Source organism: [Pseudopropionibacterium] massiliense (assembly GCF_900607225.1).
Lineage (GTDB): Bacteria > Actinomycetota > Actinomycetes > Propionibacteriales > Propionibacteriaceae > Arachnia > Arachnia massiliensis.
The window spans coordinates 1,154,563-1,175,814 of sequence record NZ_LR027842.1; the positions used below are offsets into that span (position 1 = coordinate 1,154,563).

General features: G+C 67.5%; 22 protein-coding genes and 1 pseudogene. 22 read left to right on the top strand and 1 reads right to left on the bottom strand.

Translation table 11 applies throughout. The features are described from left to right. The first annotated feature begins 1 nt into the window (after position 1). The 16 genes and pseudogenes from E0E39_RS05090 to E0E39_RS15705 all read left to right on the top strand — a co-directional run bounded on the left by E0E39_RS05090 (position 2) and on the right by E0E39_RS15705 (position 13,304). Positions 2-691 carry a propanediol/glycerol family dehydratase medium subunit gene (locus tag E0E39_RS05090; RefSeq protein WP_130873760.1) on the top strand — a complete coding sequence of 230 codons (690 nt, stop codon included), beginning with the start codon at positions 2-4 and terminating at the stop codon, positions 689-691. Between the two features lie 10 nt (positions 692-701). After that, a complete protein-coding gene (locus E0E39_RS05095) occupies positions 702-1,244 on the top strand; it encodes a diol dehydratase small subunit (protein WP_130873761.1) in 543 nt (180 codons plus the stop codon). A gap of 27 nt (positions 1,245-1,271) precedes the next feature. Continuing rightward, the gene (locus E0E39_RS05100; RefSeq protein WP_130873762.1) at positions 1,272-3,086 is read left to right on the top strand and encodes a diol dehydratase reactivase subunit alpha; all 1,815 of its coding nucleotides are present in this window, start codon (positions 1,272-1,274) and stop codon (positions 3,084-3,086) included. Beyond that, the gene (locus E0E39_RS05105; protein WP_130873763.1) at positions 3,083-3,436 is read left to right on the top strand and encodes a glycerol dehydratase reactivase beta/small subunit family protein; all 354 of its coding nucleotides are present in this window, start codon (positions 3,083-3,085) and stop codon (positions 3,434-3,436) included. Before E0E39_RS05100 ends, E0E39_RS05105 begins: the two co-directional genes overlap by 4 nt. Continuing rightward, the gene (locus tag E0E39_RS16750; RefSeq protein ID WP_211198849.1) at positions 3,436-4,023 is read left to right on the top strand and encodes a BMC domain-containing protein; all 588 of its coding nucleotides are present in this window, start codon (positions 3,436-3,438) and stop codon (positions 4,021-4,023) included. Before E0E39_RS05105 ends, E0E39_RS16750 begins: the two co-directional genes overlap by 1 nt. After that, positions 4,020-4,292 carry a BMC domain-containing protein gene (locus E0E39_RS05115; protein WP_130873764.1) on the top strand — a complete coding sequence of 91 codons (273 nt, stop codon included), beginning with the start codon at positions 4,020-4,022 and terminating at the stop codon, positions 4,290-4,292. Before E0E39_RS16750 ends, E0E39_RS05115 begins: the two co-directional genes overlap by 4 nt. After that, positions 4,289-4,924, top strand: a complete 636-nt coding sequence (gene pduL, locus E0E39_RS05120) for a phosphate propanoyltransferase (protein WP_130873765.1) — start codon at positions 4,289-4,291, stop codon at positions 4,922-4,924. Before E0E39_RS05115 ends, pduL begins: the two co-directional genes overlap by 4 nt. 2 nt (positions 4,925-4,926) lie before the next feature. Beyond that, complete coding sequence (eutJ, locus tag E0E39_RS05125; protein ID WP_130873766.1) at positions 4,927-5,754, top strand: ethanolamine utilization protein EutJ; 828 nt, start codon at positions 4,927-4,929, stop codon at positions 5,752-5,754. After that, positions 5,751-6,485: a flavoprotein gene (locus E0E39_RS05130; protein WP_130873767.1), complete on the top strand. Its 735-nt coding sequence runs from the start codon at positions 5,751-5,753 to the stop codon at positions 6,483-6,485. Before eutJ ends, E0E39_RS05130 begins: the two co-directional genes overlap by 4 nt. Before the next feature lies 1 nt (position 6,486). Further along, positions 6,487-6,756, top strand: coding sequence for a EutN/CcmL family microcompartment protein (locus E0E39_RS05135; RefSeq protein WP_130873768.1), 270 nt, complete (start codon positions 6,487-6,489; stop codon positions 6,754-6,756). A gap of 5 nt (positions 6,757-6,761) precedes the next feature. Beyond that, positions 6,762-7,859: a cob(I)yrinic acid a,c-diamide adenosyltransferase gene (locus E0E39_RS05140; RefSeq protein WP_130873769.1), complete on the top strand. Its 1,098-nt coding sequence runs from the start codon at positions 6,762-6,764 to the stop codon at positions 7,857-7,859. Beyond that, positions 7,859-9,286, top strand: a complete 1,428-nt coding sequence (locus E0E39_RS05145) for an aldehyde dehydrogenase family protein (protein WP_130873770.1) — start codon at positions 7,859-7,861, stop codon at positions 9,284-9,286. Before E0E39_RS05140 ends, E0E39_RS05145 begins: the two co-directional genes overlap by 1 nt. A gap of 6 nt (positions 9,287-9,292) precedes the next feature. Continuing rightward, the gene (locus tag E0E39_RS05150) at positions 9,293-10,276 is read left to right on the top strand and encodes a malate dehydrogenase (RefSeq protein ID WP_130873771.1); all 984 of its coding nucleotides are present in this window, start codon (positions 9,293-9,295) and stop codon (positions 10,274-10,276) included. A 339-nt stretch (positions 10,277-10,615) separates the two neighbouring features. After that, entirely contained in the window at positions 10,616-11,452 is an 837-nt protein-coding gene (locus tag E0E39_RS05155) for an RCC1 domain-containing protein (RefSeq protein ID WP_245988203.1), read from the top strand. 71 nt (positions 11,453-11,523) lie between these two features. Next, a pseudogene (locus E0E39_RS16755) lies at positions 11,524-12,198 on the top strand (WD40 repeat domain-containing protein); the annotation flags it as partial. A gap of 227 nt (positions 12,199-12,425) precedes the next feature. Next, positions 12,426-13,304 (top strand): WD40 repeat domain-containing protein, encoded by an 879-nt coding sequence (locus tag E0E39_RS15705; protein ID WP_245988204.1) that lies wholly within the window; start codon positions 12,426-12,428, stop codon positions 13,302-13,304. A gap of 859 nt (positions 13,305-14,163) precedes the next feature. On the opposite strand, the gene aroD is transcribed toward E0E39_RS15705, so the two are convergent. Then, the gene (gene aroD / locus E0E39_RS05175) at positions 14,164-14,928 is read right to left on the bottom strand and encodes a type I 3-dehydroquinate dehydratase (RefSeq protein WP_130873775.1); all 765 of its coding nucleotides are present in this window, start codon (positions 14,926-14,928) and stop codon (positions 14,164-14,166) included. 364 nt (positions 14,929-15,292) lie between these two features. Between aroD and nrfH the strand changes: the two genes are divergently transcribed. The 6 genes from nrfH to ccsA are packed head-to-tail and all read left to right on the top strand — an operon-like array spanning position 15,293 to position 21,237. Further along, positions 15,293-15,790: a cytochrome c nitrite reductase small subunit gene (nrfH, locus tag E0E39_RS05180; RefSeq protein WP_041696525.1), complete on the top strand. Its 498-nt coding sequence runs from the start codon at positions 15,293-15,295 to the stop codon at positions 15,788-15,790. 6 nt (positions 15,791-15,796) lie between these two features. Beyond that, positions 15,797-17,314, top strand: a complete 1,518-nt coding sequence (locus E0E39_RS05185; RefSeq protein ID WP_126378460.1) for an ammonia-forming cytochrome c nitrite reductase subunit c552 — start codon at positions 15,797-15,799, stop codon at positions 17,312-17,314. A 33-nt stretch (positions 17,315-17,347) separates the two neighbouring features. Continuing rightward, positions 17,348-18,199: a tetratricopeptide repeat protein gene (locus E0E39_RS05190; RefSeq protein WP_130873776.1), complete on the top strand. Its 852-nt coding sequence runs from the start codon at positions 17,348-17,350 to the stop codon at positions 18,197-18,199. 3 nt (positions 18,200-18,202) lie between these two features. After that, positions 18,203-18,898 (top strand): cytochrome c biogenesis CcdA family protein, encoded by a 696-nt coding sequence (locus tag E0E39_RS05195; RefSeq protein ID WP_130873777.1) that lies wholly within the window; start codon positions 18,203-18,205, stop codon positions 18,896-18,898. 9 nt (positions 18,899-18,907) lie between these two features. Beyond that, positions 18,908-20,365: a cytochrome c biogenesis ResB family protein gene (locus E0E39_RS05200; RefSeq protein WP_130873778.1), complete on the top strand. Its 1,458-nt coding sequence runs from the start codon at positions 18,908-18,910 to the stop codon at positions 20,363-20,365. Continuing rightward, positions 20,362-21,237 (top strand): cytochrome c biogenesis protein CcsA, encoded by an 876-nt coding sequence (gene ccsA, locus E0E39_RS05205; RefSeq protein WP_245988205.1) that lies wholly within the window; start codon positions 20,362-20,364, stop codon positions 21,235-21,237. Before E0E39_RS05200 ends, ccsA begins: the two co-directional genes overlap by 4 nt. Positions 21,238-21,252 lie beyond the last annotated feature (15 nt).

Below are 21,252 nucleotides of genomic sequence, written 5' to 3' on the forward strand. Positions count from 1 at the left end.
CATGAGCATTGATGTGAACACCCTCAAGCAGATCATCGCGCAGGTGGTCCAGGAGATGACCGCCGAGGATTCGGCCGCCACCCCGCCGGCCGCCGAACCCGCCGCCTCGGGTGGTACCGCGACGATGACCGCGACGGCCGCCGGGAAACTCACCCTGGCCGAGACCGGCCCCGCGGAGCGCGGCTCCGACCCGAAGGAGGTCGTGGTCGCGGTTTCCCCGGCGTTCAGCACCCTGATCCACGAGACCATCATCGGCCTGCCCCACGCCGCCGTCCTCAAGGAGATCGCCGCGGGCATCGAGGAGGAGGGCCTCAAGTGCCGGTTCGTGAAGGTCTACAAGAGCGCCGACGTCGGTTTCATCGCCCACCAGGCGGCGAAGCTGTCGGGTTCCGGCATCGGGATCGGCATCCAGTCGCGCGGCACCACGGTCATCCACCAGAAGGACCTGCCGCCGCTCAGCAACGTGGAGCTGTTCAGCCAGTCCCCGCTGATCGACCTGGAGACCTTCCGCGCCATCGGCAAGAACGCGGCCAAGTACGCCAAGGGCGAGTCGCCGCAGCCCGTGCCGATCCGCAACGACCAGATGGCCCGCCCCAAGTACCAGGCCATCGCGGCCCTGCTGCACAACAAGGAAACCGCCCAGTGCGACCTGGCCAAGAAGCCCCAGGCGCTGCGGGTCAGCACCGCCTAGGAGAGTCACCATGGATCAGGAACAACTCATCCGACAGATCATGTCGGAGGTCATGAAGTCCCTCGGGAACGACTCCGTGTCCTTCGCCAAGAACGCCCCGGTGCCCGCCGCCCCGGCCCAGGTCCCCGCCGCGGGGACCCGCCGGATCGGACGCGACGAGTACCCGCTGGCCGAGAAACACCCGGAGCTGGTGAGAACCAACACCGGCAAGGCCCTCGACGAACTCACCTTCGAGGACGTCAAGTCGGGGAAGCTGAGCCCCCTCGACTTCCGCATCTCCTCGGAGACCCTGGAGCTCCAGGCCCAGGTGGCCGACGCCGACGGACGCCAGACCCTGGCCCGCAACCTGCGCCGCGCCGCCGAGCTGGTGGCCGTGCCGGATGCCCGGCTGCTGGAGATCTACAACGCGCTGCGGCCGTACCGCTCCACCAAGGCGGAGCTGTACGAGATCGCCGACGAGCTGGAGGGCCAGTACGGCGCGAAGGTGAGCGCCGGTTTCGTCCGTGAGGCCGCTGACGTCTACGAGGCCCGCGGAAGGCTGCGCGAGGACTGAGAGACACGAGACGAGGAGATGAGGACGATGGCGAAACTGATTGCCGGCATCGACATCGGCAACGCGACCACCGAGGTGGCGCTCGCCGAGATCGGTGATGCCGGCGGGCAGGTGGACTTCCTGTCCAGCGCCATCGTCCCCACCACCGGCATCAAGGGAACCAGCGCCAACATCCGTGGCCTGTTCCGTTCCCTCACCGAGGCCCTCACCAGGGCGGGGCGCCGCATCGAGGACCTCGACTCCATCCGCATCAACGAGGCCGCCCCCGTGATCGGCGACGTCGCGATGGAGACCATCACCGAGACGATCATCACCGAGTCCACGATGATCGGACACAATCCCTCCACCCCGGGCGGCCTCGGCATCGGGGTGGGAACCACCATCGCCCTCGACGCGCTGCCGGAGGCCCCCGCCGGGCGGCCCTACATCGTCGTGGCACCCCGCACCACCCCCTACGACCAGATCGCGGCCCGGCTGAATGCCGTCGCCGAGCGCCTGGAGATCACCGGCGCGATCCTGCAGGCCGACGACGGCGTGCTGGTCCACAACCGCCTGACCCGCAAGATCCCCATCGTCGACGAGGTGCGCCTGATCGAGAAGGTTCCCCTCGGGATGCTGGCCGCCATCGAGGTGGCCGACGTCGGGCGCATCGTCGAGACCCTGTCCAACCCGTTCGGCATCGCGACCCTCTTCGGCCTGGAGTCCGACGACACCCGCTCCGTGGTGCCGCTGGCCCGTTCCCTGGTGGGCAACCGTTCCGCCGTGGTCATCAAGACCCCGGAGGGCGACGTGCAGGAACGCCGCATCCCCGCGGGCCGCCTCACCTTCCACGGCACCAACACCCTCGACGTCGACGTCGACCTGGGTGCCGCCGAGATCATGGACGTCGCCTCCCGGATCCGCAACCTCGCCGACATCACGGGCGAGCCCGGCACCAACGTCGGCGGCATGATGGAGAAGGTGCGCGTGACCATGGGGCAGCTGACGAACCAGCACCCCCGCGACATCCGCATCACCGACCTGCTCGCCGTCGACACCCGGGTGCCGCAGCAGGTGGCGGGCGGCATCGCCAACGAGTTCTCGATGGAGGCCGCCGTCGGTATCGCCGTGATGGTCAGGACCGACCGCCTCCAGATGGAACGGATCGCCTCCGAGCTGGCCGCCGAGATCGGCGTGCCCGTGGAGGTCGGCGGTGTGGAGGCCGACATGGCCATCCGCGGCGCGCTCACCACCCCCGGGACGGCCGCCCCCATCGCGATCCTCGACATGGGCGCCGGCTCCACCGACGCCTCCGTCATGCGCCCCGACGGCACCGGCACCTCGATTCACCTGGCCGGTGCCGGGAACATGGTGACCCTCATGATCCAGTCCGAACTCGGCCTCGACTCCTTCGACCTGGCCGAGGACATCAAACGCCACCCACTGGCGAAGGTGGAGTCGGTGTTCAACATCCGCCACGAGGACGGCACCGTGCAGTTCTTCGAGGATCCGCTGCCCGGGCACGTCTACGCCCGCACCGTGGTGCTCAAACCCGACGGCATGGTGCCCCTCGACGTGGACCTGCCCGTCGAGACCATCCGCCAGGTCCGCATCCGCGCCAAGGAGCAGGTCTTCGTCACCAACGCGATCCGCGCCCTGCAGCGCGTCTCCCCCACCTCGGAGGTGCGCGGCATCGACTTCGTGGTGCTCGTCGGCGGCTCCGCCCTGGACTTCGAGATCCCGCAGCTGGTCACCCGGGCCCTGGCCGACTACCGGGTGGTGGCCGGGCGCGCCAACATCCGCGGCACGGAGGGTCCCCGCAACGCCGTCGCAACCGGCCTGGTGCTGGGGGGTGCGTCGTGACCGACGAACGCCCCACCATCAACCTGGCCGTCCACGACGACATCGGCGACGAGCAGCTCACCCAGGTCCTCCTCGGCATCGAGGAGGAGGGGGTGCCGAGCCGCGTGGAACGCCTCCCGGAGCTCAACCCCCTGACCCTGGCGCACCGCGCCGCGACGTCGTCGCGGCTGGGAATCGGCCTGGGCATCGCCCTCGACTACGTGGTCATCACCACCGAGAAACTTCCCGAAGAGCGCCCCTACTTGGCGCATTTCCTGGGGCGCAGCGAGCAGGCGGACCGGATCATCGGTTCGAACGCCGCCCGGCTCGTGAAGCGACTTCCCCTCCGTGAACCCGAAAGGAGCCAGTGATGCACGCACTGGGGAGCATTGAAGTGGTGGGCCTCGTCGCCGGCGTCGAGGCCGCCGACGTCGCCTGCAAGACCGCCGACGTCACCCTGATCGGCTACGAACTGGCCCGGGGCGGCGGATACGTCACCGTCAAGGTGGAGGGGCAGGTCGCGGCCGTTCAGGCGGCCATGGATGCCGCCGAGGTGGCGGCGTCGAAACTGGCCCGGGTGGTCAGCAGGATCGTCATTCCCCGGCCCCACCAGGACCTGGAGCCCCTCGTCTTCTCCGCCGCGACCGTGGGCCTGGCCACGCCCACCCCCTGGGCGAGGACGGCGACGAAACCCGCAGCCAGGGCCAAGGACCCGGAGAAAACCAAACCCGCACCGAAGGCCGCGCCCAAAGCGGCGGAGAAGCCCGGGCCCACACCCGACCCGAAGGCCATCACGAAACCCGCGCCGAAACCGCAGCTCGAACAGACGCGGCCCGAATCCGGCCCGGACCAGAAGCCCGCACCCGAACCGGAACCGAAACCGGGCGCGGCACCCAAGAACCCCGCGGAGACCACCAAGGCTCCCCGGACATCCACCACCAGGAGGAAGCAGTCATGAGCAATGCTCTCGGAATGATCGAGACCAAGGGCTACGTGGGGGCCGTCGAGGCCGCCGACGCCATGGTCAAGTCCGCGAACGTGACCCTGATCGGCAGCGAGAAGATCGGCGCCGGCCTGGTCACCGTGATGGTGCGCGGCGACGTCGGTGCCGTGAAGGCCGCCGTCGACGCCGGGTCGTCGGCCGCCGCCCGGGTCGGCGAGCTGATCTCCCAGCACGTCATCCCGCGCCCCCACAATGACGTCGAGAAGATCCTGCCGCAGTCATGACCGACGCACTCGTCGCCGAGATCACCAGCCGGGTCCTGGAGCGGATCGCCGCCCTGGACCCGCGCAGGGTGATCGTCGGCATCTCCAACCGGCACGTTCACCTGTGCGACGCCGACTTCAAAACCCTGTTCGGCTACGACGCACCGACGGTGAAGAAGATGGTGCGCCAGCGCGGCGAGTTCGCGGCCGAGGAGACCGTGACCCTGCACGGCCCCCGCGGCACCATGACCCGGGTGCGCGTGATGGGTCCCAATCGTCCCGCCACCCAGGTGGAGCTGAGCCGCACCGACTGTTTCGCCCTCGGCATCAAGGCGCCGATGGCCCAGTCGGGGCATCTGGAGACCGCGGCCCCCGTGAGGATCGAGGGACCCCTCGGCAGCATCGACTGCGAGCACGCCGTGATCGTCGCGGGCCGTCACATCCACATGGGCCCCGACGACGCCGCCGCCCTGAACCTGAAGGACCAGGACCGCGTGAGCGTCCGGTTCGGCGGGGAGCGCGGGGCGCGCCTGGACAATTTCCTGATCCGCGTCAAGGACTCCTACCTGGCGGAGCTGCACCTCGATACCGACGAGGGCAACGCCGTCGGGGCCAGGACCGGCGACTACGTGACGATCTGCCTGGACGGGTGACGATGGCGGCGAATCCCCAGACCAGGATCAACCAGTTCGCGGAGCTCGTGCGAACCGGGAAGGTCGCACGCAGGAACGCCAAACGCAGCGGGCTGCGGCTCGCCGTCGACCTGGGCACGGCCAACATCGTGCTGGCCGTGGTCGACGGCGGGAACCGTCCGGTGGCGGGCGGTTGGCGGCAGGCGAACGTGGTGCGCGACGGCATCGTCGTCGACTGGCTGGGGGCCGTCACCAACGTCCGGGAGATCCTCGCCGAGCTCCACGACAGGCTGGGCCACATCTTCACCGAGGCCGCAGTCACCATCCCGCCCGGGATCAGCGAGGGCACCGTGAAGGTGTTCACCAACGTGCTCGACGCCTGCGAACTCGACCCGTGCGAGGTGGTCGACGAACCCGTGGCCGCGGCCCGGGCCCTCGGCGTGACCGACGGCACCATCATCGACATCGGCCACGGCACCACCGGGGTGTCGCGGCTGCGCGACGGGGTGGTGGACTTCTCCACCGACGAAGCCACCGGCGGCCACCACATGACGCTGGTGCTGTCGGGGGCGCTGGGAATGGGCTACGACGAGGCCGAGGCGTTCAAGTGCGACCCCGCCAACGTCGAGACCGTCTTCCCGGTGGTGCGCCCCACCCTGGAGAAGATGGCCACCATCGCCGAGCGGGCGCTCGGCGGCACCGACCCGGGCAAGGTGTATCTGGTGGGTGGTTCCGCCTCCCTGCCCGAGGCACCCAAAGTTTTCGAGAAGGTCCTCGGCGTCACGGTTGACCGGCCCGAGGAACCCCTTTTCCCCACCCCGCTGGGGGCGGCAATGAGGAGTAGCCGATGAACGAGAAACAGCTGCGCGAGCTGATCACCAGGATCGTGCGCGAATTGCTCGCCGAACAGCCCCGGCAGGAAACCCCCGCCGCGGGGAAACCCAACGCGCTGGTGCTGTTCTCGGGTGCGCTGCTCGGTTTCGACGCGGCCCTGGAGTCGCTGAAACGGGCGGGCCGGCACGTCAACCTCGACTGGCGGCAGACCGAAGCCGCCTCGCGCATCCTGGACCAGGAACGCATCGCGGCCCTGGGCATGACCCCGGCCGAGAACTCGCTGGTGCAGGCCCACGACCTGCTCGTCGTCCCCACCCTGACGGCGAACCTGGCCGCGAAGGTCGCCCACGGCATCGGCGACTGCCTGGCCAGCAACGTGGTGGCCGAGTTCATCATGAGCAACAAACCGGTGATCGTGGCCACCAACGCGGCCTGCCCCGACTCGGCGGACAAACGCGGCTGGTTCCCGCAGATGCCGTCCGGCTACGCGGCGATGCTGCGCGAGAACCTCGCCGCCCTGAAGTCGTTCGGGGTGCACCTGGCGACCGCGGAAACCCTCGACCGGGTGGTCGGGGAGGTCGCGGGCGCGGGCGACGCGGTGCGCTGCGATGCGCGCGTGGTCACCGAGTCCGTGATCCGTTCCCTGGCCCCGGGGTCGCGGCTGAGCGTGCACCGCAGGGCGATCATCACCGACCTGGCCCGCGAGGCGGCAGCGTCGTCGGGCATCACGATCACGAGAAGGAACTGAGATGTACCTGGCCAAGGTGGTCGGCACGGTGGTCTCCACCAGCAAGGACGAACGCCTCGTCGGTTTCAAGCTGCTGCTGATCCAGCGCGTCCACTCCGACGGTGCTCCCGTCGGAGACCAGGAGGTCGCGGTGGACACCGTCGGCGCCGGAACCGGTGAGACGGTCATCATCACGAAGGGCAGCTCGGCCCGGTTCGCGGCGAACCGGCAGCAGGCCCCCCTGGACGCGACCATCGTCGGCATCGTCGACGTCGTCGAGGTGGAGGGCTGAGGGCGATGCCGAACATCTACACGCGCACCGGGGACAAGGGCGACACCGGGCTGTTCGGGGGTTCCCGGGTGCCCAAGCAGAGCCTGCGCGTGGAGGCCTACGGCACCGTCGACGAGGCCAACGCGGCGCTCGGGGCGGCGAAGGCGACGCTGCCCGCCGGCCAGTGGCGGCGCCGCGTCCACGAGGGGCAGCAGCGGCTGTTCGTGCTGGCCGCGGAACTGGCCAGCGACCCCGAGGGCGCGGCGATCCTCGCGAACAAGATCAACGCCGGCGACATCACCGACCTGGAGCACCTCATCGACGACTGCCTGGCCGTCACGGGGCCGCAGCGGGAGTTCGTGGTTCCGGGCCGCGACGACCGGTCGGGGGCGTTCCACCAGGCCCGCACCGTGGTGCGCCGCGCGGAACGGCGGGTACTGACCCTGGCCGAGACCGAACCGGTGCGCCCCGAGCTGATCACATACCTCAACCGCCTCTCCGACGCCGTCTACTCCCTCGCGAGACTGGCCGAGACCTGGCGCGACGAGGAGATCGAACGCATCGTCCGCGACGCCGTGGCCAAGGTCCTCGGAACCCCCTCGGACCCCGAGCCCGCGGAAACCATCCCCTCAAAGCTGGTTGAGCCGGACCGCGAGCCCCTGGGCGAGCAGTCCGTGTCGAAACCATCCCGCGGCCGAACGCCGGCCCGTCGGTTCGATCTCGCCGCCGCCAAGCGGATCGCCGAGCGGGCGGAGGCGCGCAGCGCCGAACTGGGGGTGCCCGTCGTGATCGCGGCCGCCGATGCGGGCGGGAACCTGATGCTGCTGCACCGCATCGAGGGCGCATTGCTCGCGTCGATCGAGGTGGCGATCAACAAGGCGTGGAGCGCCGTGGCCTTCCAGGCACCGACCGCGACGCTCGGCCCCCTGGCCACCGAGGACGGTCCCTTCCCCGGTCTGGCCGACACCAACTCCGGCCGCGTGGTCCTGTTCGGCGGAGGGGTGCCCGTCCACGTCGACGGGGAACTGGCGGGTGCCATCGGAATCTCGGGCGGAACCGCGGAACAGGACGTGGACATCGCGACCTGCGCGCTGCAGGACTGGAACACGATAGGAGAGCAGTAATGACGATAGATCCGGCCCAGCTGGAGGCGACCATCCGCGAGGTGCTCGCGGCGATGCTCCCCGGCAACGGCAACGACACCCAGGCCAAGGCGCCCGCGACGCAGCAGGAGGCCCCGGGCGACGGGGTGTTCGCCGACATGGACTCCGCGGTGGAGGCCGCCCATCTGGCGCAGCGCGAGTACCTGGGACGCTCGATGGCCGACCGGCGACGCTACGTCGCCGCCATCCGTGAGGCGATGCTGGCCCCCGAGGCCCTCGACTACATGTCGGAGCAGGCCGTGGCGCAGTCCGGGATGGGCGACGTCGGCCACAAGTACCTGAAGAACAAGGTGGCGGCCTCCGAGACCCCCGGGGTGGAGGATCTCGTCACGGAGGCGTGGTCTGGCGACGACGGCCTGACCACCATCGAGTACTCGCCCTACGGTGTGATCGGGGCCATCACCCCCACCACCAACCCCACCGAGACCATCACCTGCAACACCATCGGGATGCTGGCCGCCGGCAACGCCGTCGTGTTCAGCCCGCACCCGCGGGTCGCCAAGTTGTCGTGCTGGCAGGTGCGTCGCATCAACCGGGCGCTGCGCGCCGCCGGCGCCCCCGACAACCTCGTGACCACGGTGACCGCGCCGTCGCTGGAGAACACCAACGCGATGATGGCCCACCCGAAGGTCCGGATGCTGGTGGCAACCGGGGGTCCGGGAATCGTCAGGGCGGTGCTGAGCTCCGGGAAGAAGGCGATCGGCGCGGGTGCGGGCAACCCGCCGGCCGTCGTCGACGAGACCGCCGACATCGAGCACGCCGCGAAGTGCATCGTCGACGGCGCCAGCTTCGACAACAACCTGCCCTGCACCGCGGAGAAGGAGATCATCGCGGTCGATTCGATCGCCGACATGCTGAAGTTCTGCATGATCAAGCACGGCGCCTACGAGGCGACGGCCGCGGAGGTCGCGGAGCTGGAGAAGCTGCTGGTCAACGGCGACAAGCCGCGCACCGAGTGGGTGGGCAAACCGGCCGCGAAGATCCTGGAGGCCATCGGCGTCACCCCGCCGCCCGGGGTGCGGCTGATCGTGTGCGAGGCAGCCGCCGACCATCCGTTCGTGGTGCACGAGCTGATGATGCCGGTCCTCGGGCTGGTGCGGGTGCCGGACGTGGACGCCGCCATCGACCTGGCCGTCGAACTGGAGCACGGCAACCGCCACACCGCGGTGATGCACAGCCTCAACGTCAGCAAGCTGACGAGGATGGGCAAGCTGATCCAGACCACGATCTTCGTGAAAAACGGCCCGTCGTACAACGGCATCGGGATCGGCGGCGAGGGCTACCCGACGTTCACCATCGCCGGACCCACCGGCGAGGGCCTCACGTCGGCCCGTAGTTTCACCCGGAAACGTCGCTGCGTGCTCGTCGGCGACCTGAACGTCCGCTGAACCGCCATGACCACACGAATCGCGATAACGGGGGCGGCCGGGCAGATCGGTTACGCGCTGGTCTACCGGCTGGCCTCCGGTGACCTGCTGGGCGACGGGCCCGTCGAGTTGCGGCTGCTGGAGGTACCGGCGGCCGTGAAGGCCCTCGACGGGGTGGCGATGGAGCTGCTCGACTGCGCCTTCCCGCAGCTGAGGGGCATCGAGGTCACCGACGATCCCGCGGTGGCCTTCGACGGCGCGAACGTCGCGATGCTGGTGGGGGCGTCGCCGCGCGGCGCGGGCATGGAACGATCCGATCTGCTGGAGGCCAACGCCGCCATCTTCGCCGGGCAGGGCCGGGCCCTGGCGGCGTCGGCGGCCCCGGATGTGCGGGTGGTGGTGACGGGGAACCCGGCGAACACGAACGCGCTGATCGCGTCCCGGCACGCCGACGGGATTCCCGCCTCCCGGTTCACCGCCCTGACCCGGCTCGACCACAACCGGGCCCGCGCGCAGCTGGCGCGGAAGGCCCGCAGGCCGGTGGCGGACGTGACGAACGTGACGATCTGGGGCAACCACTCGGCGACGCAGTACGCGGACGCCTTCAACGCCCGCATCTGCGGGAGGCCGGCGGACCAGTGGATCGCCGACGACGCCTGGATCGCCTTCGACTTCATCCCCACCGTCGCCAGGCGGGGGGCCGCGGTGATCGCGGCCCGGGGGCGTTCGAGCGCGGCATCGGCGGCCAACGCCACCATCGCCCACGTCCGCGACTGGCTGCTCGGCACCCCCGAGAATGACTGGACGTCGATGGCGGTGATCAGTGACGGCTCCTACGGCGTCCCGGCGGGCTTGGTCTCGTCGTTCCCGGTACGCTGTCACAGTGGAGAGTGGGAGATCGTTCAGGGTCTGCCGCTCAACGCCTTCGCGAGAAGTCGCGTCAATGTCTCCGTCGACGAACTGAAATCCGAGGCGGAGGAGGTCAGGTCGATGGGCCTCCTCCCCGTGTGAGACCGAACCCGGCAGGGCCGCTCCTGCGATGCCCACCCACCTCTTCTCAACCATCGAAGAGCCGCAGAGCCCCTGCCGGGTTCCTCATTCCTTCCCCAAGCCGGTTGAGCCGGACCGCGACATCCCCCTTTCCGAAGCTGGTTGAGCCGGACCGCGACGAAGGAGCAGTCCGAGTCGAAACCACCCGACAGCCGACAAGCACACCCGACCGCAACTCCCCGAACGCCTGCCTTCCCGTCGAACGCCAGCGCTACAGCGCAAGCACACGACGGGTAGACAAGCGCAACCATTCGACTTGCTGGGAAAATGGCCAGGGAACCGGTCGTGAAGGAGGTCGCCGTGCCAGTTCGTCGTCCATTGGCAGCCGGGCGACGACACACGGTGGGGTGTCTGCCCGACGGCACCGTGGTCGCGACCGGAGCAGATTCCGGCGGGGAGTGCCGGACGTCGCTGTGGCGAGACGTTGTCGCGGTCGCGGCGGACGGCGTCCATGTGGCCGGCAACACCGGTAGATCCCACACGCTGGGGCTTCGCATCGACGGAACGGTTCTGGCATGCGGCTGGAACGCCCAGGGGCAGTGCGATGTCCAGGACTGGCAGGACATCATCGCGGTGGCTGCGGGGTGGAGATTCAGCGTGGGCCTGCGTGGCGACGGATCATTGGTGGCGGCGGGCCGCGCCGTGGAGGAGCAGCTGCGGGTCGAGGACTGGCGCGAGGTGACGGATGTCAGCTGCGGTGACTGGCACACGGTTGCGGTTCGCGCGGACGGTACCGTCCGCGCGACCGGCAACAACGCCGCCGGCCAGTGCGACGTACAGCACTGGACCCGGATTCTCGCAGTTGCCGCGGGGTATCTCCACACCCTGGGGTTGACGAGGGATGGTGCTGTTCGTGCGGCCGGACGTCCGGAGTTCTGGGCCGGCTGCGAGCAGTGGGCGGGAATCGTCGCGGTCGCGGCGGGCAGCTACCACAGCGTCGGTGTGAGAACCGACGGCACCGTGGTCGCAGCCGGCAGATCGGATGCCGGCCAGTGCGACGTGCACGGTTGGCGCGACATCGTGGCCGTCGCGGCCGGCGCGACCCACACCGTGGGGCTTCGCGCCGATGGCACCGTCGTCGCGACCGGCAGCAACAGCCACGGCCAGCTCGAGGTCGGGTCCTGGCGCCTCGGATGATTCCTGGCTCCACCGACGGGCGACACCCTTTTCGGCGACGGAAAGTAGTATCGCTGCCAGGAGGTGAGACGATGGGCACTCCCCCACACGAGACGCGCAATCTTCCATGCCGCACGAATGACCGTGAGTCTGGTGAGTACGTCACCGACCCGGGCCGCGAGGGTGATGTCGCACTCAGAGACCTGTGCACCGGACACACCGGCCCCCTGAACGGAGTGGCGTGGAGTTCTGACGGCAGTCTCCTGGCCACCGTCGGCGACGACCACACGTGCGTCATCTGGAATCCCCACACCGGTGACCCCGTCGCCACGCTCATCGGTCACACCGACGCCGTGAACAGGGTCGCCTGGAGTCCGGACGACACGCGTCTGGCGACCGTCAGCCACGACAGAACCTGCATCATCTGGAACCCCGACACCGCAGAAGGACTCCTCACCCTCACCGGCCACACCGACGCTGTGACAGGTGTCGCCTGGCACCCCGACGGCACCCGTCTGGTCACCGCCGGCTGGGACGACGCCTGCACCGTCTGGGATCCCGGCGCAGGGCAACCCGTCATCTCGTTCGTCGATCACACCGAATGGGCGCTCGGGGTGGCGTGGAGTCCCGACGGCGCCCGGGTCGCGACCGCCAGCGACAACGGAACCTGCGCGGTCTGGAATCCGGACACAGCAGAAGCGATCGCCACCCTCGTGCCCCGGTCCGCGGCCCGGACAACATTCGTGATGGGTGTCGCCTGGAACCCCGACGGCACCCGCGTCGCCACCGTTGACAGCAACGGGGCCTGCATCATCTGGAACCCCGACACCGGGGAAACAGTCACCACGCTCGCCAGCCGCACCGACTGGGTGGACGGGATCGACTGGAGCCCGGACGGCACCCGTCTGGCCGTTATCGCCTACTGGGCCGAGGCATACACCGTCTGGGACCCGGTCAGCGGCCGCTCCACGGCCACCCAGCTCACACCAACTTGGTGGGCAAACCCGCGTGGAGCCCCGACGGCACCCGCATCGCAACCATCCACAACGACAAGGCCTGCGCCATCCGGGACGCCACGACCGGGCAGTTGCTCATCACCCTCACGAGCCGCATCGGCTTTCCACGGGGGGTTGCCTGGCATCCCGCGGGTGACCTCATCGCCGTCGCCAGCGATGGCGGGGGATGCACCGTCTGGAATCCCGACACAGGCCAGGACGTCGCCACTCTCACCGATCCCGGCACCGCACACGTGCTTGACGACACCACGAGTGCTGTCGCCTGGCACCCCTCGGGGAAACTCCTGGCCACCACCAGCACCGACGGCACCTGCATCATCTGGCAGCCCGACATCGCGGAGAGAATCACCACCCTCACCGGCCACACCAACGAGGTGACCGGGGTCGCCTGGCACCCGGACGGCACCCGCATCGCCACCGCCAGCAGCGACGGAACCTGCATCATCTGGCAGCCCGACACCGGGGAGAGGATCCTCACCCTCACCGGACACACCGCCGCCGTTACAGGGGTCGCCTGGAGCCCTGACGGCGCTCTCGTCGCCACCACCAGCAACGACCGCACCTGCATCATCTGGAACCCCCACACCGCAGAACCCATCACCACCATCACCGACCACGCCCGCGCCGTGACCGGGGTCGCCTGGCATCCCTCGGGCACTCTCATCACCACCGCCGACGCCTCGGGACTGATCCGGATCTCCCACCTCGACGGCACCTTGGAGCGCGCCTTCATATCGGTGCGGCCCCGCGTCCCCGGGTTGGAGAGCCACGCCAGCTGGACCCCCGTAGGTCTCGACGTCCTGGAGGGAGAGGCCTGGCGGGTTCTACGCGTCCCGAACCCAGAAGACGGAAACTAGCTACGGACCGAGGAGAGCCAGCGGCACCTGGAGTGCTACACGTTTCGTGGACAGTGATGAAAAACAGGTTTAATCGAACACGTGAGGTACAAGTCTGTATTATGTCCGCATCGAAGTACAGCGAAGAGTTCAAACAGCAGGTCGTGTCGGGTGGTCGTTGAAAAGCTCCTGCACGATCACTGAGGTGGCACAGTCCTACGGCTTGGTCCCGCAAACCGTGGAGATGCTGGGTGAACAAGTGGAGGAAAACCCATTCCGGAACCGAGGGTGAGGAAATGACAGCGTCCCAACTTGCCGAGTGCAAGAAAATCAAAGCCGAACTGCGTGAGGCCCGGACAGGGGATCGATTTCAGAGATAAAGCGGCGGCCTTCTTCGCGCGGGAGTCCCGATAAAAACACGATACGCGTACATCCATCGCGAAGAAGGCAACTACCCGATCCGTTTGATGTGCCGCTGTCCGGGTGGTATCACATACAGGACTGCTACACCTTGGCGCAACAGAGGCATGTCGGAAACCCACAAAGCGCCGTAGAGGAACTCGTCATTTTTGTGACGTATTTCTTCAACGACTCAGCCACCTCAAGCAGCACCGAGGTTTCGCCACCCGTTACGACAAGCTCGCCGTGCGCTACCAGGCAACCACCCACATCGCCAGCATCAACCACTGGCTCAAACGACTTACATAACAGGACCTAGTGCATCACCCCTCGCCGGCCCCGGTGAGCACGCAGATGAGGAACGCCCGTGCGCTCACGCACCGCTTGGCCAGGGGTCTTCACCGACAGCGGGGTCCCGGAGCGGTTGGAGCACTGCTGTTCGATGATCCTGAACTGGCTGCGGGCCTGAGCGGCGCGCCTCTCAAGGGAGGTTTGCGTCGATGAGTTCCAGGATCGGCTGGAGCTCCTCCACCGGGATCTGCCCGGGAGCGGAAGGGCGACCCACCATCGCGAACGTGGCGCACGATCCCGTCACCCGGGGGGACAGCCGGGTGATCAACCCCAGACCGCCCATGGACATGGTCAGCACCGGGGTCGATGGGTGCTGGCTGGTCATGGTCCAGGTGGCCTCCATCAGCTGGAGCACGTCACCTGTGTTCTTGGGCATGACCGCGGCCTTGGCGACGGCACAGCCCCGCTCCTGCATCTCCACCAGGCGCCGGACCAGGTCCTCGGCCGGTGGGGTGGCCGTGAAGTCGTGGAGGCTGCCGACCACCGGCACCCCGGCGTTCTTCGCGGCTGCGATGATGGCGTCGCCGACCGCCCGCTCGAAGTGGTGCTCGATGTCGACCGCATCCACCAGGCCGGAGTCGATGACGGCGATGTTGAGGTCGCGGTACTCCTCGGATGTGATGGGTTTGTTCCCGTTCTCGTGGTGGGTGCGGAAGGTGAAGAGAACGGGCCGCCCCCGGGCGGCGGCGCGCACCCGGGCGGCAGCCTCGAGGACAGCAGTGGGGGAGGGGGCGACGTCTAGGAAGTCCACGCGCCACTCGATGATGTCGAACTTCACCCCCACGAGCGTGGCGGTCTGGGAGACGAGCTCCTCTACCGTGGTACCGGTAACGGGCACGATGACCTTCGCTCTCCTCTCACCGAGGGTGACGCCTCGCAGCTGAACCGGTGACATGGTGACCTCCTATGGCCTCAGGGTAACCGAGAGGACCCGTCGGTCCCGTGCCCGGGGAAATCGTGGACCCGCGCCGCGGCGGGGTGGTGAGCGACTCGGCGTCACTTGATCCCGCGCCACCAACCCCTGCCGCATCGGCAAATCCCTCTTTGACAAGCATCATTGCAACGGCCACGTGGTGACAGTATTAACGATATGGATTTCTATCCTATTTCCATGAGGTTTACCTGTGTTCATGGAACTCTTCTTCCCTTGGAGTTCCTAGGCTTCTCATAGTTTTTGTGTTAACGTGTCTCCAAACCACTCGGTCCCACCAAGTGGTGCGGTGGAAGCGGCACCGGGGACACTCGAAGAAGAGGCACTCATGAAGCGTTTCATCCTTGCGAGATGGCAAGACTTCACTCGTGCCTTTACGGGCTGGACAGGTGTGGCCCTGGCTGCTCTGCTCGGCGCGGTCCTGGGTGTCGGGGTCTTCACCGTCTTCTACTCCGGGTCCACCGAGTACCTCGGTGACGACCCCGCCAGTTGCGCGAACTGCCACGCCATGAACGAGCAGTACGAGGGCTGGCTGAAGGGGTCCCATCACGACGTGGCAACCTGCAATTCCTGCCACGCCCCTCACAATGACATTGTTTACAAGTACATCAACAAGGCTGACAACGGTTTCTGGCACGCGCTGAAGTTCACGTTCCAGAACTACCCCGAGAACATCAAGATCCGCGACCACAATCGCGAGATCGTCGAGGCCGCCTGCATCGATTGCCACGGTGACTACGTCGATCAAGCCAAGAACAGTTCCGAGCACAAGGGCGAGCGGATGTCCTGTCTCCGCTGCCACGACGGCGTCGGTCACAAGAGGTGAGGAGAGATGAGCCCCACGACTGACAACAACGACAAGCCCACCACGACCGAGGCAGTCGAGCACACGCCTGACGAGGTGGAGAAAAAGAAACCCACCACATGGACGGGGCCCCGCAAGAGGTGGGTTCCCATCGTGGTGCTGCTCTTCGTGGCGGTGGTCGCTGCCGGGCTCACATGGCTGCTCACCAACATCTTCCAGCACAAGGAGGAAGCCAGGAACCCCTTCACCAAGGTCGTCGAACTGGATGATTCCACCTACGACCCGGCGGTGTGGGGGAAGAACTTCCCCATTCAGTACGAGCAGTACAAGAAGACCGCCGAGGACACCGACGGTGACTTCGTCAAGGTCGACCCCACGGCAGACGATCCGCGCGAGTACCACACCCTGTCCCGCATCGAGATGGAACCCCGGGCCCAGCTCATGTGGCGCGGCTACGCGTTCTCGGTGGACTACACCGAGCCGCGCGGCCACGAGTGGGCGCTGGAGGATCAGAAGCACACCCAGCGCACCCAGCCGAAGTTCAAGCAGCCCGGCACCTGCCTCAATTGTCACGCCTCGATGCCCGAGGTCTACGACAAGCTCGGCAACGGCGACCGGATGGCGGGTTTCCACGCCATGAACTCCATGTCCTACGAGGAGGCCGTCCAGCACGCCTCGTCGACCATCGCCTGCATCGACTGCCATGACCCGAAGACCATGGAGCTGAGGATCACCCGCCCGGCCTTCATGGAGGGGATCAAGAAGGCCAAGGCGCTGGAAGGAATCACCGATTACGACGTCAACCGCGACGCCACCAACCAGGAGATGCGAACCTACGTCTGCGCGCAGTGTCACGTCGAGTACTACTTCGCGGGTGAGGGCAAGACCCTGACCTTCCCGTGGGACAAGGGCTTGACGGCCTACGACGCCATGGCCTACTACGACGAGGTCGGCTGGACCGACTACAAGCACGCGGAGAGCGGTGCTCCCATCCTCAAGGCCCAGCACCCCGACTTCGAGACCTGGTCCCAGGGCATCCACGCCGCCAACGGCGTCACCTGCGCCGACTGCCACATGGCCTACCAGCGCAACGGTGCCGCGAAGGTGAGCAACCACCAGATCATGAGCCCGATGGCCAACGACGAGACCATCAACGCGTCGTGCCTGACCTGCCATCACTCCACCGAGGCCGAGATGCGCCAGCGCGTCGAGAAGATCCAGACGACGTGGCAGAGTTCGCTCAACGTGAGCTTCACGGCTCTGGAGGGGCTCATCAACGACATCAAGGCGGCCGAGGCCAACGGCACGGCCACTGAGGAGCAGCTGACGCTCGCCCGCGATTACCAGCGCAAGGCGCAGTTCGTCGTCGACTACTCGTTCTCCGAGAACGGGCGCGGCTTCCACGCTCCGCAGTACTCGGTGTCCATGCTCAACCAGGCCACCGACTGGGCGCGTTCCGGACAGCTCGCCCTGCGCGGGGTCTCGGTGGAGAACGGTGTGCCCCCGGCCATCCCGGAAAAGCACATGCCCAACAAAGAGAACTGACCGACCACACACAGAAGGGATTGATCCGGGGCGATGAAGAACAAAGGTAGGACTTTCACGAGGGAAGACCTCGAGTCCTTCCTGTCCACCGCCCCGGACCAGCTCAAGGACTGGGCGCAGCAACAGCTCGCCCAGTTCGACGAGACCCACCAGGAGACCCCGGAGGACGGGGATGATGACGGCGTGGACCCGTCGGACCTCCTGCCGGAGGGTGAGGAGGACGAGGACGACGCCGAGGCGGACACCCCCAAGGTCTCGGCCCTGGAACGCCGGGCGGGGGTCTCGCGCCTCAACCTGGTGCTAGTTACCCTCCTGGCGGCTGCCCTCGTCGTCATCGTCCAGATGGCCGGGCGTCCCCAACCGGAACCGACCACAGCGATGCCGAGCAACCACCCGTCCGTCAACGCCTCCTCCCTGGCCGCGATGGATCAGGCACAGAAACTCGACAAGGACCGCGAGGCCGAGCTCAAGGCCCAGATCGAGGCCGACCCGACCAATGTCGAGGCCCGGTTGAAGTTGGGCACCCTCTACTACAACGCTGCCCTGTACCCAGAGGTGATTCCACAGCTGCAGTCCGTCCTCGACCAGGACCCCGACAACCTGGACGCGCTCCTCGGCATCGGAGCGGCGGAGTACAAGACCAACCAGTACGACGCCGCCGAGAAGCACTGGTTGCGCATCACCGAACTGGCCCCGCAACACGTGGAGCCCTGGTACAGCCTCGGCTTCCTGTACATGGCACGCACCCCTGCCGACCCGGCGCGGGCCCGGGAGGCCTGGAAAAAGGTGATCGAGATCGATCCGGACTCGAACATGGCCAAGGAGGTCACCACCCATCTCAACTCCTTGGCCACCCCCACGGCGGCCACGAGCTCCGGGGGCTGAGAGATGGAACTGACGGTTCCGGTGGCCCTCCTCGCGGGGATCGTGTCCTTCGCATCCCCCTGTTTCCTGCCCATCGTTCCGGTCTTCGTCGGTCAACTCGTCGGCTCCGGGCCCGGGCGGGTGGACCGGCGCGTCGCGCTCGGGAACTCGCTGGCCTTCGTCGCCGGGTTCTCCATCGTGTTCATCGCCTTGTGGGCGTCGCTGGGGTTGCTGGGCAGATCCCTGGGTCCCCACGCCGTCCACGCCCGGATCCTCGGGGGAGCGGTGCTGGTGTTCATGGGGCTGCACGTCGCCGGGATCCTGCGGCTTCCCGTTCTCGACAGGCTGGTGAGGGGCCGGCTGCCCGTCGCGGGCGGGGCCACGTCCGTGTGGCGCGCGGGACTCATGGGGGTGGTCTTCGGGGCCGGGTGGACGCCCTGCATCGGCCCGGTGCTCAGCGGCATCCTCACCCTGGCCACAGTCAGCTCCACCGTGTGGTCGGGGATGCTCCTGATGACCGCGTACTGCCTGGGCCTCGGCCTGCCCATCGTCGCGGTCGCCCTCGGATCGGCCGAGGTCACGCGGCGTTTCGACTGGTTCGCCAGGCACCACGTGGCGGTGTCCCTGGTGACCGGGGGGCTCCTGGTGGTGGTCGGTTTCCTCATGATCACCAACCTGTTCGCGTCGCTGGCCGGGTTGATCCCCGTGTTTGGAATCTAGAGGTGACCGATGAGTGATGACACGCCCCGTCGAAGGGGAACCACCGACGGACTGGATGAGGCCCTCGACCTCTCGCCCGGCCGGTTCCTGCACGCGATCTATGCGCTGTTCTACAACAAGGCTTTCGGGCTCGTCCTGATCCTGCTTACCGGGTTGTTGTCGCTCATCGGGGTGCTGCTGCCGCAGAAGCCGCCGAACATCGCGGGCAATCCGGAGCGGCAGGCCGCCTGGCTCGACAAGGTGCGCGGCGGCACCGGAGGGTGGACGTCGATCCTCGACGCCCTCGGTTTCTTCTCGATGTTCTCCTCCATACCCTTCCTGGTTGTGATGGGGCTGCTGGCCGTCTCGATCATCGCCTGCACCACGCACCGGATCCCCGTCATCTGGAAGGCGGCCCGCCACCCCCACGTCCGTGTGAAGCCCAGGTTCTTCGACGTCGCCGGGCTCCGCACCCGGTTCTTCACCTCGCGGGAACCGGACGACGCGCTGGATGTCATCGTCGCCGACGCCCGCCGCCACGGTTTGCGGGTCATCCGCGACAACAAGGGGCCGGGGCGGGGTGCCTACCTGGACCGCAACGCCTGGATGCCGTTCGGCACGGTGTTGGCGCACACGGCGTTCGTCGTCATCATGGCGGGTTTCGTCGTCTCGTCGCTGACCGGGTTCCGCGATGAACGGTTCGCCCTGACCATCGGGTATCCCCGCGAGGTCGGGCACGGCACCGGTCTGGTGGCCGAGGCCACGGGCTTCCGCGACACCTATTACGAAAACGGGGCCCCGAAGGATTACGTCGCCGACCTGGTGCTGCGCGACGGCGACAAGACGGTGGCGCAGCAGGAGGTCAGGGTCAACAGCCCACTCAGCCACGCCGGGTTCATGTTCCACCAGGCCTACTTCGGGGTCGCAGCGGTGATGCGTGTGACGGACGCATCCGGGGCTGTGGTCTTCGAGGGCGGGGTGCCACTGGAGTGGACCACGCAGGACAAGGTCTTCAACTACGGGCACGTCACCCTGCCGGATCAAACCGTGATGTACGTGATCAGCCCCGCCTCCGGGAAGGTGGGGAGAGGTATTGCGCCCGGCCAGGTGAGGGTCGAACTACGCCGGGGAGAGAAGACCGCCCCGCTGACCTCGACCGTGATCGACATGGGGGTCGCGACCTCCGCCGGGGACTATTCGTTCACGTTCCAGCGGGAGCAGCAGTTCACGGGGATGATCCTGAGAAACGATCCCGGGACGGGAATCGTGTGGGCCGGGTTCGCCCTGCTGGTCGTTGGCACCTGCATGACGATGTTCTTCCGCCATCAGCGCCTGTGGGTGCGGGTGAGCGAGACCGAGGAGGGAACCCTGGTGCAGATGGCCTCCCCGGACCGGCGTGACTCCGGGTTCACGCGTTTCGTCACGGACATGGTCGAACGCGTCAGCACCCAACTGTCCGGCGCCAAGAAGAAGGGAGATCAACGATGATCGAGTATTCCCAGGCCCTGTTGCTCATAGCGACGACGCTCGTGGTCGTCTCCACCATCGCCTATCTCGGCGCGGTCCTCGCGGCGAGGATGGCGAGAACCTCGGCTGCCGCCTCGCCGGACGGGGTGATCGTCGGTGAGGGAGAAGGGGAGGTCAAGGTCACGGGTGGCCTGCGGCGTGCGCCGTTGCGTCGTTTCACGGTGGCGTGGTGGGCCGCCAAATCCACCCAGCTTGCCCTGCTGCTGATGACGGGTGTGTTGATCACCCGGATGATCGCCACGGGGCACGCGCCCTTCTCGAACCACTACGAGTTCGCCATCGCCTTTTCCTGGGGCATGCTCCTGGCGCAGGTCTATTTTGAGTGGCGCTACCGGATCCGGACGATGTCGGTGATCACCCTGCCGGTGATCCTGGCCATGCTCATTTACGCCTCCACCATGTCGTACAAGCCGAACCCGTTGATGCCCGCGCTGCAGAACTCGCCGTTGCTGACGCTGCACGTGGTGACCGCGTCGCTCGGGTACGGAGCCGCACTGGTGGCCTTCGCTGCGGCCGTGATGTACCTGCTGGCGCCGCACGTGAAGTGGAAGGGGTGGCCGAGCCGGGAGTCCCTCGACGAACTTGGCTACAAGGCCACCATCGTCACCTTCCCGATGCTCACCCTCATGCTCATCCTCGGCTCCATCTGGGGCAATGTCGCGTGGGGCCGGTACTGGGGCTGGGATCCGAAGGAAACGGCGGCCCTGGTCACCTGGCTGATCTACGGGGCCTATCTATCTGCACGCCAGGGTGACCAGGAGCTGGCGCGGCACGAAATCGGCGTGGCTGCTGGTGCTGGCCTTCGCGGCCGTGGTGTTCACCTACCTCGGTAACCTGTTCTTCGGAGG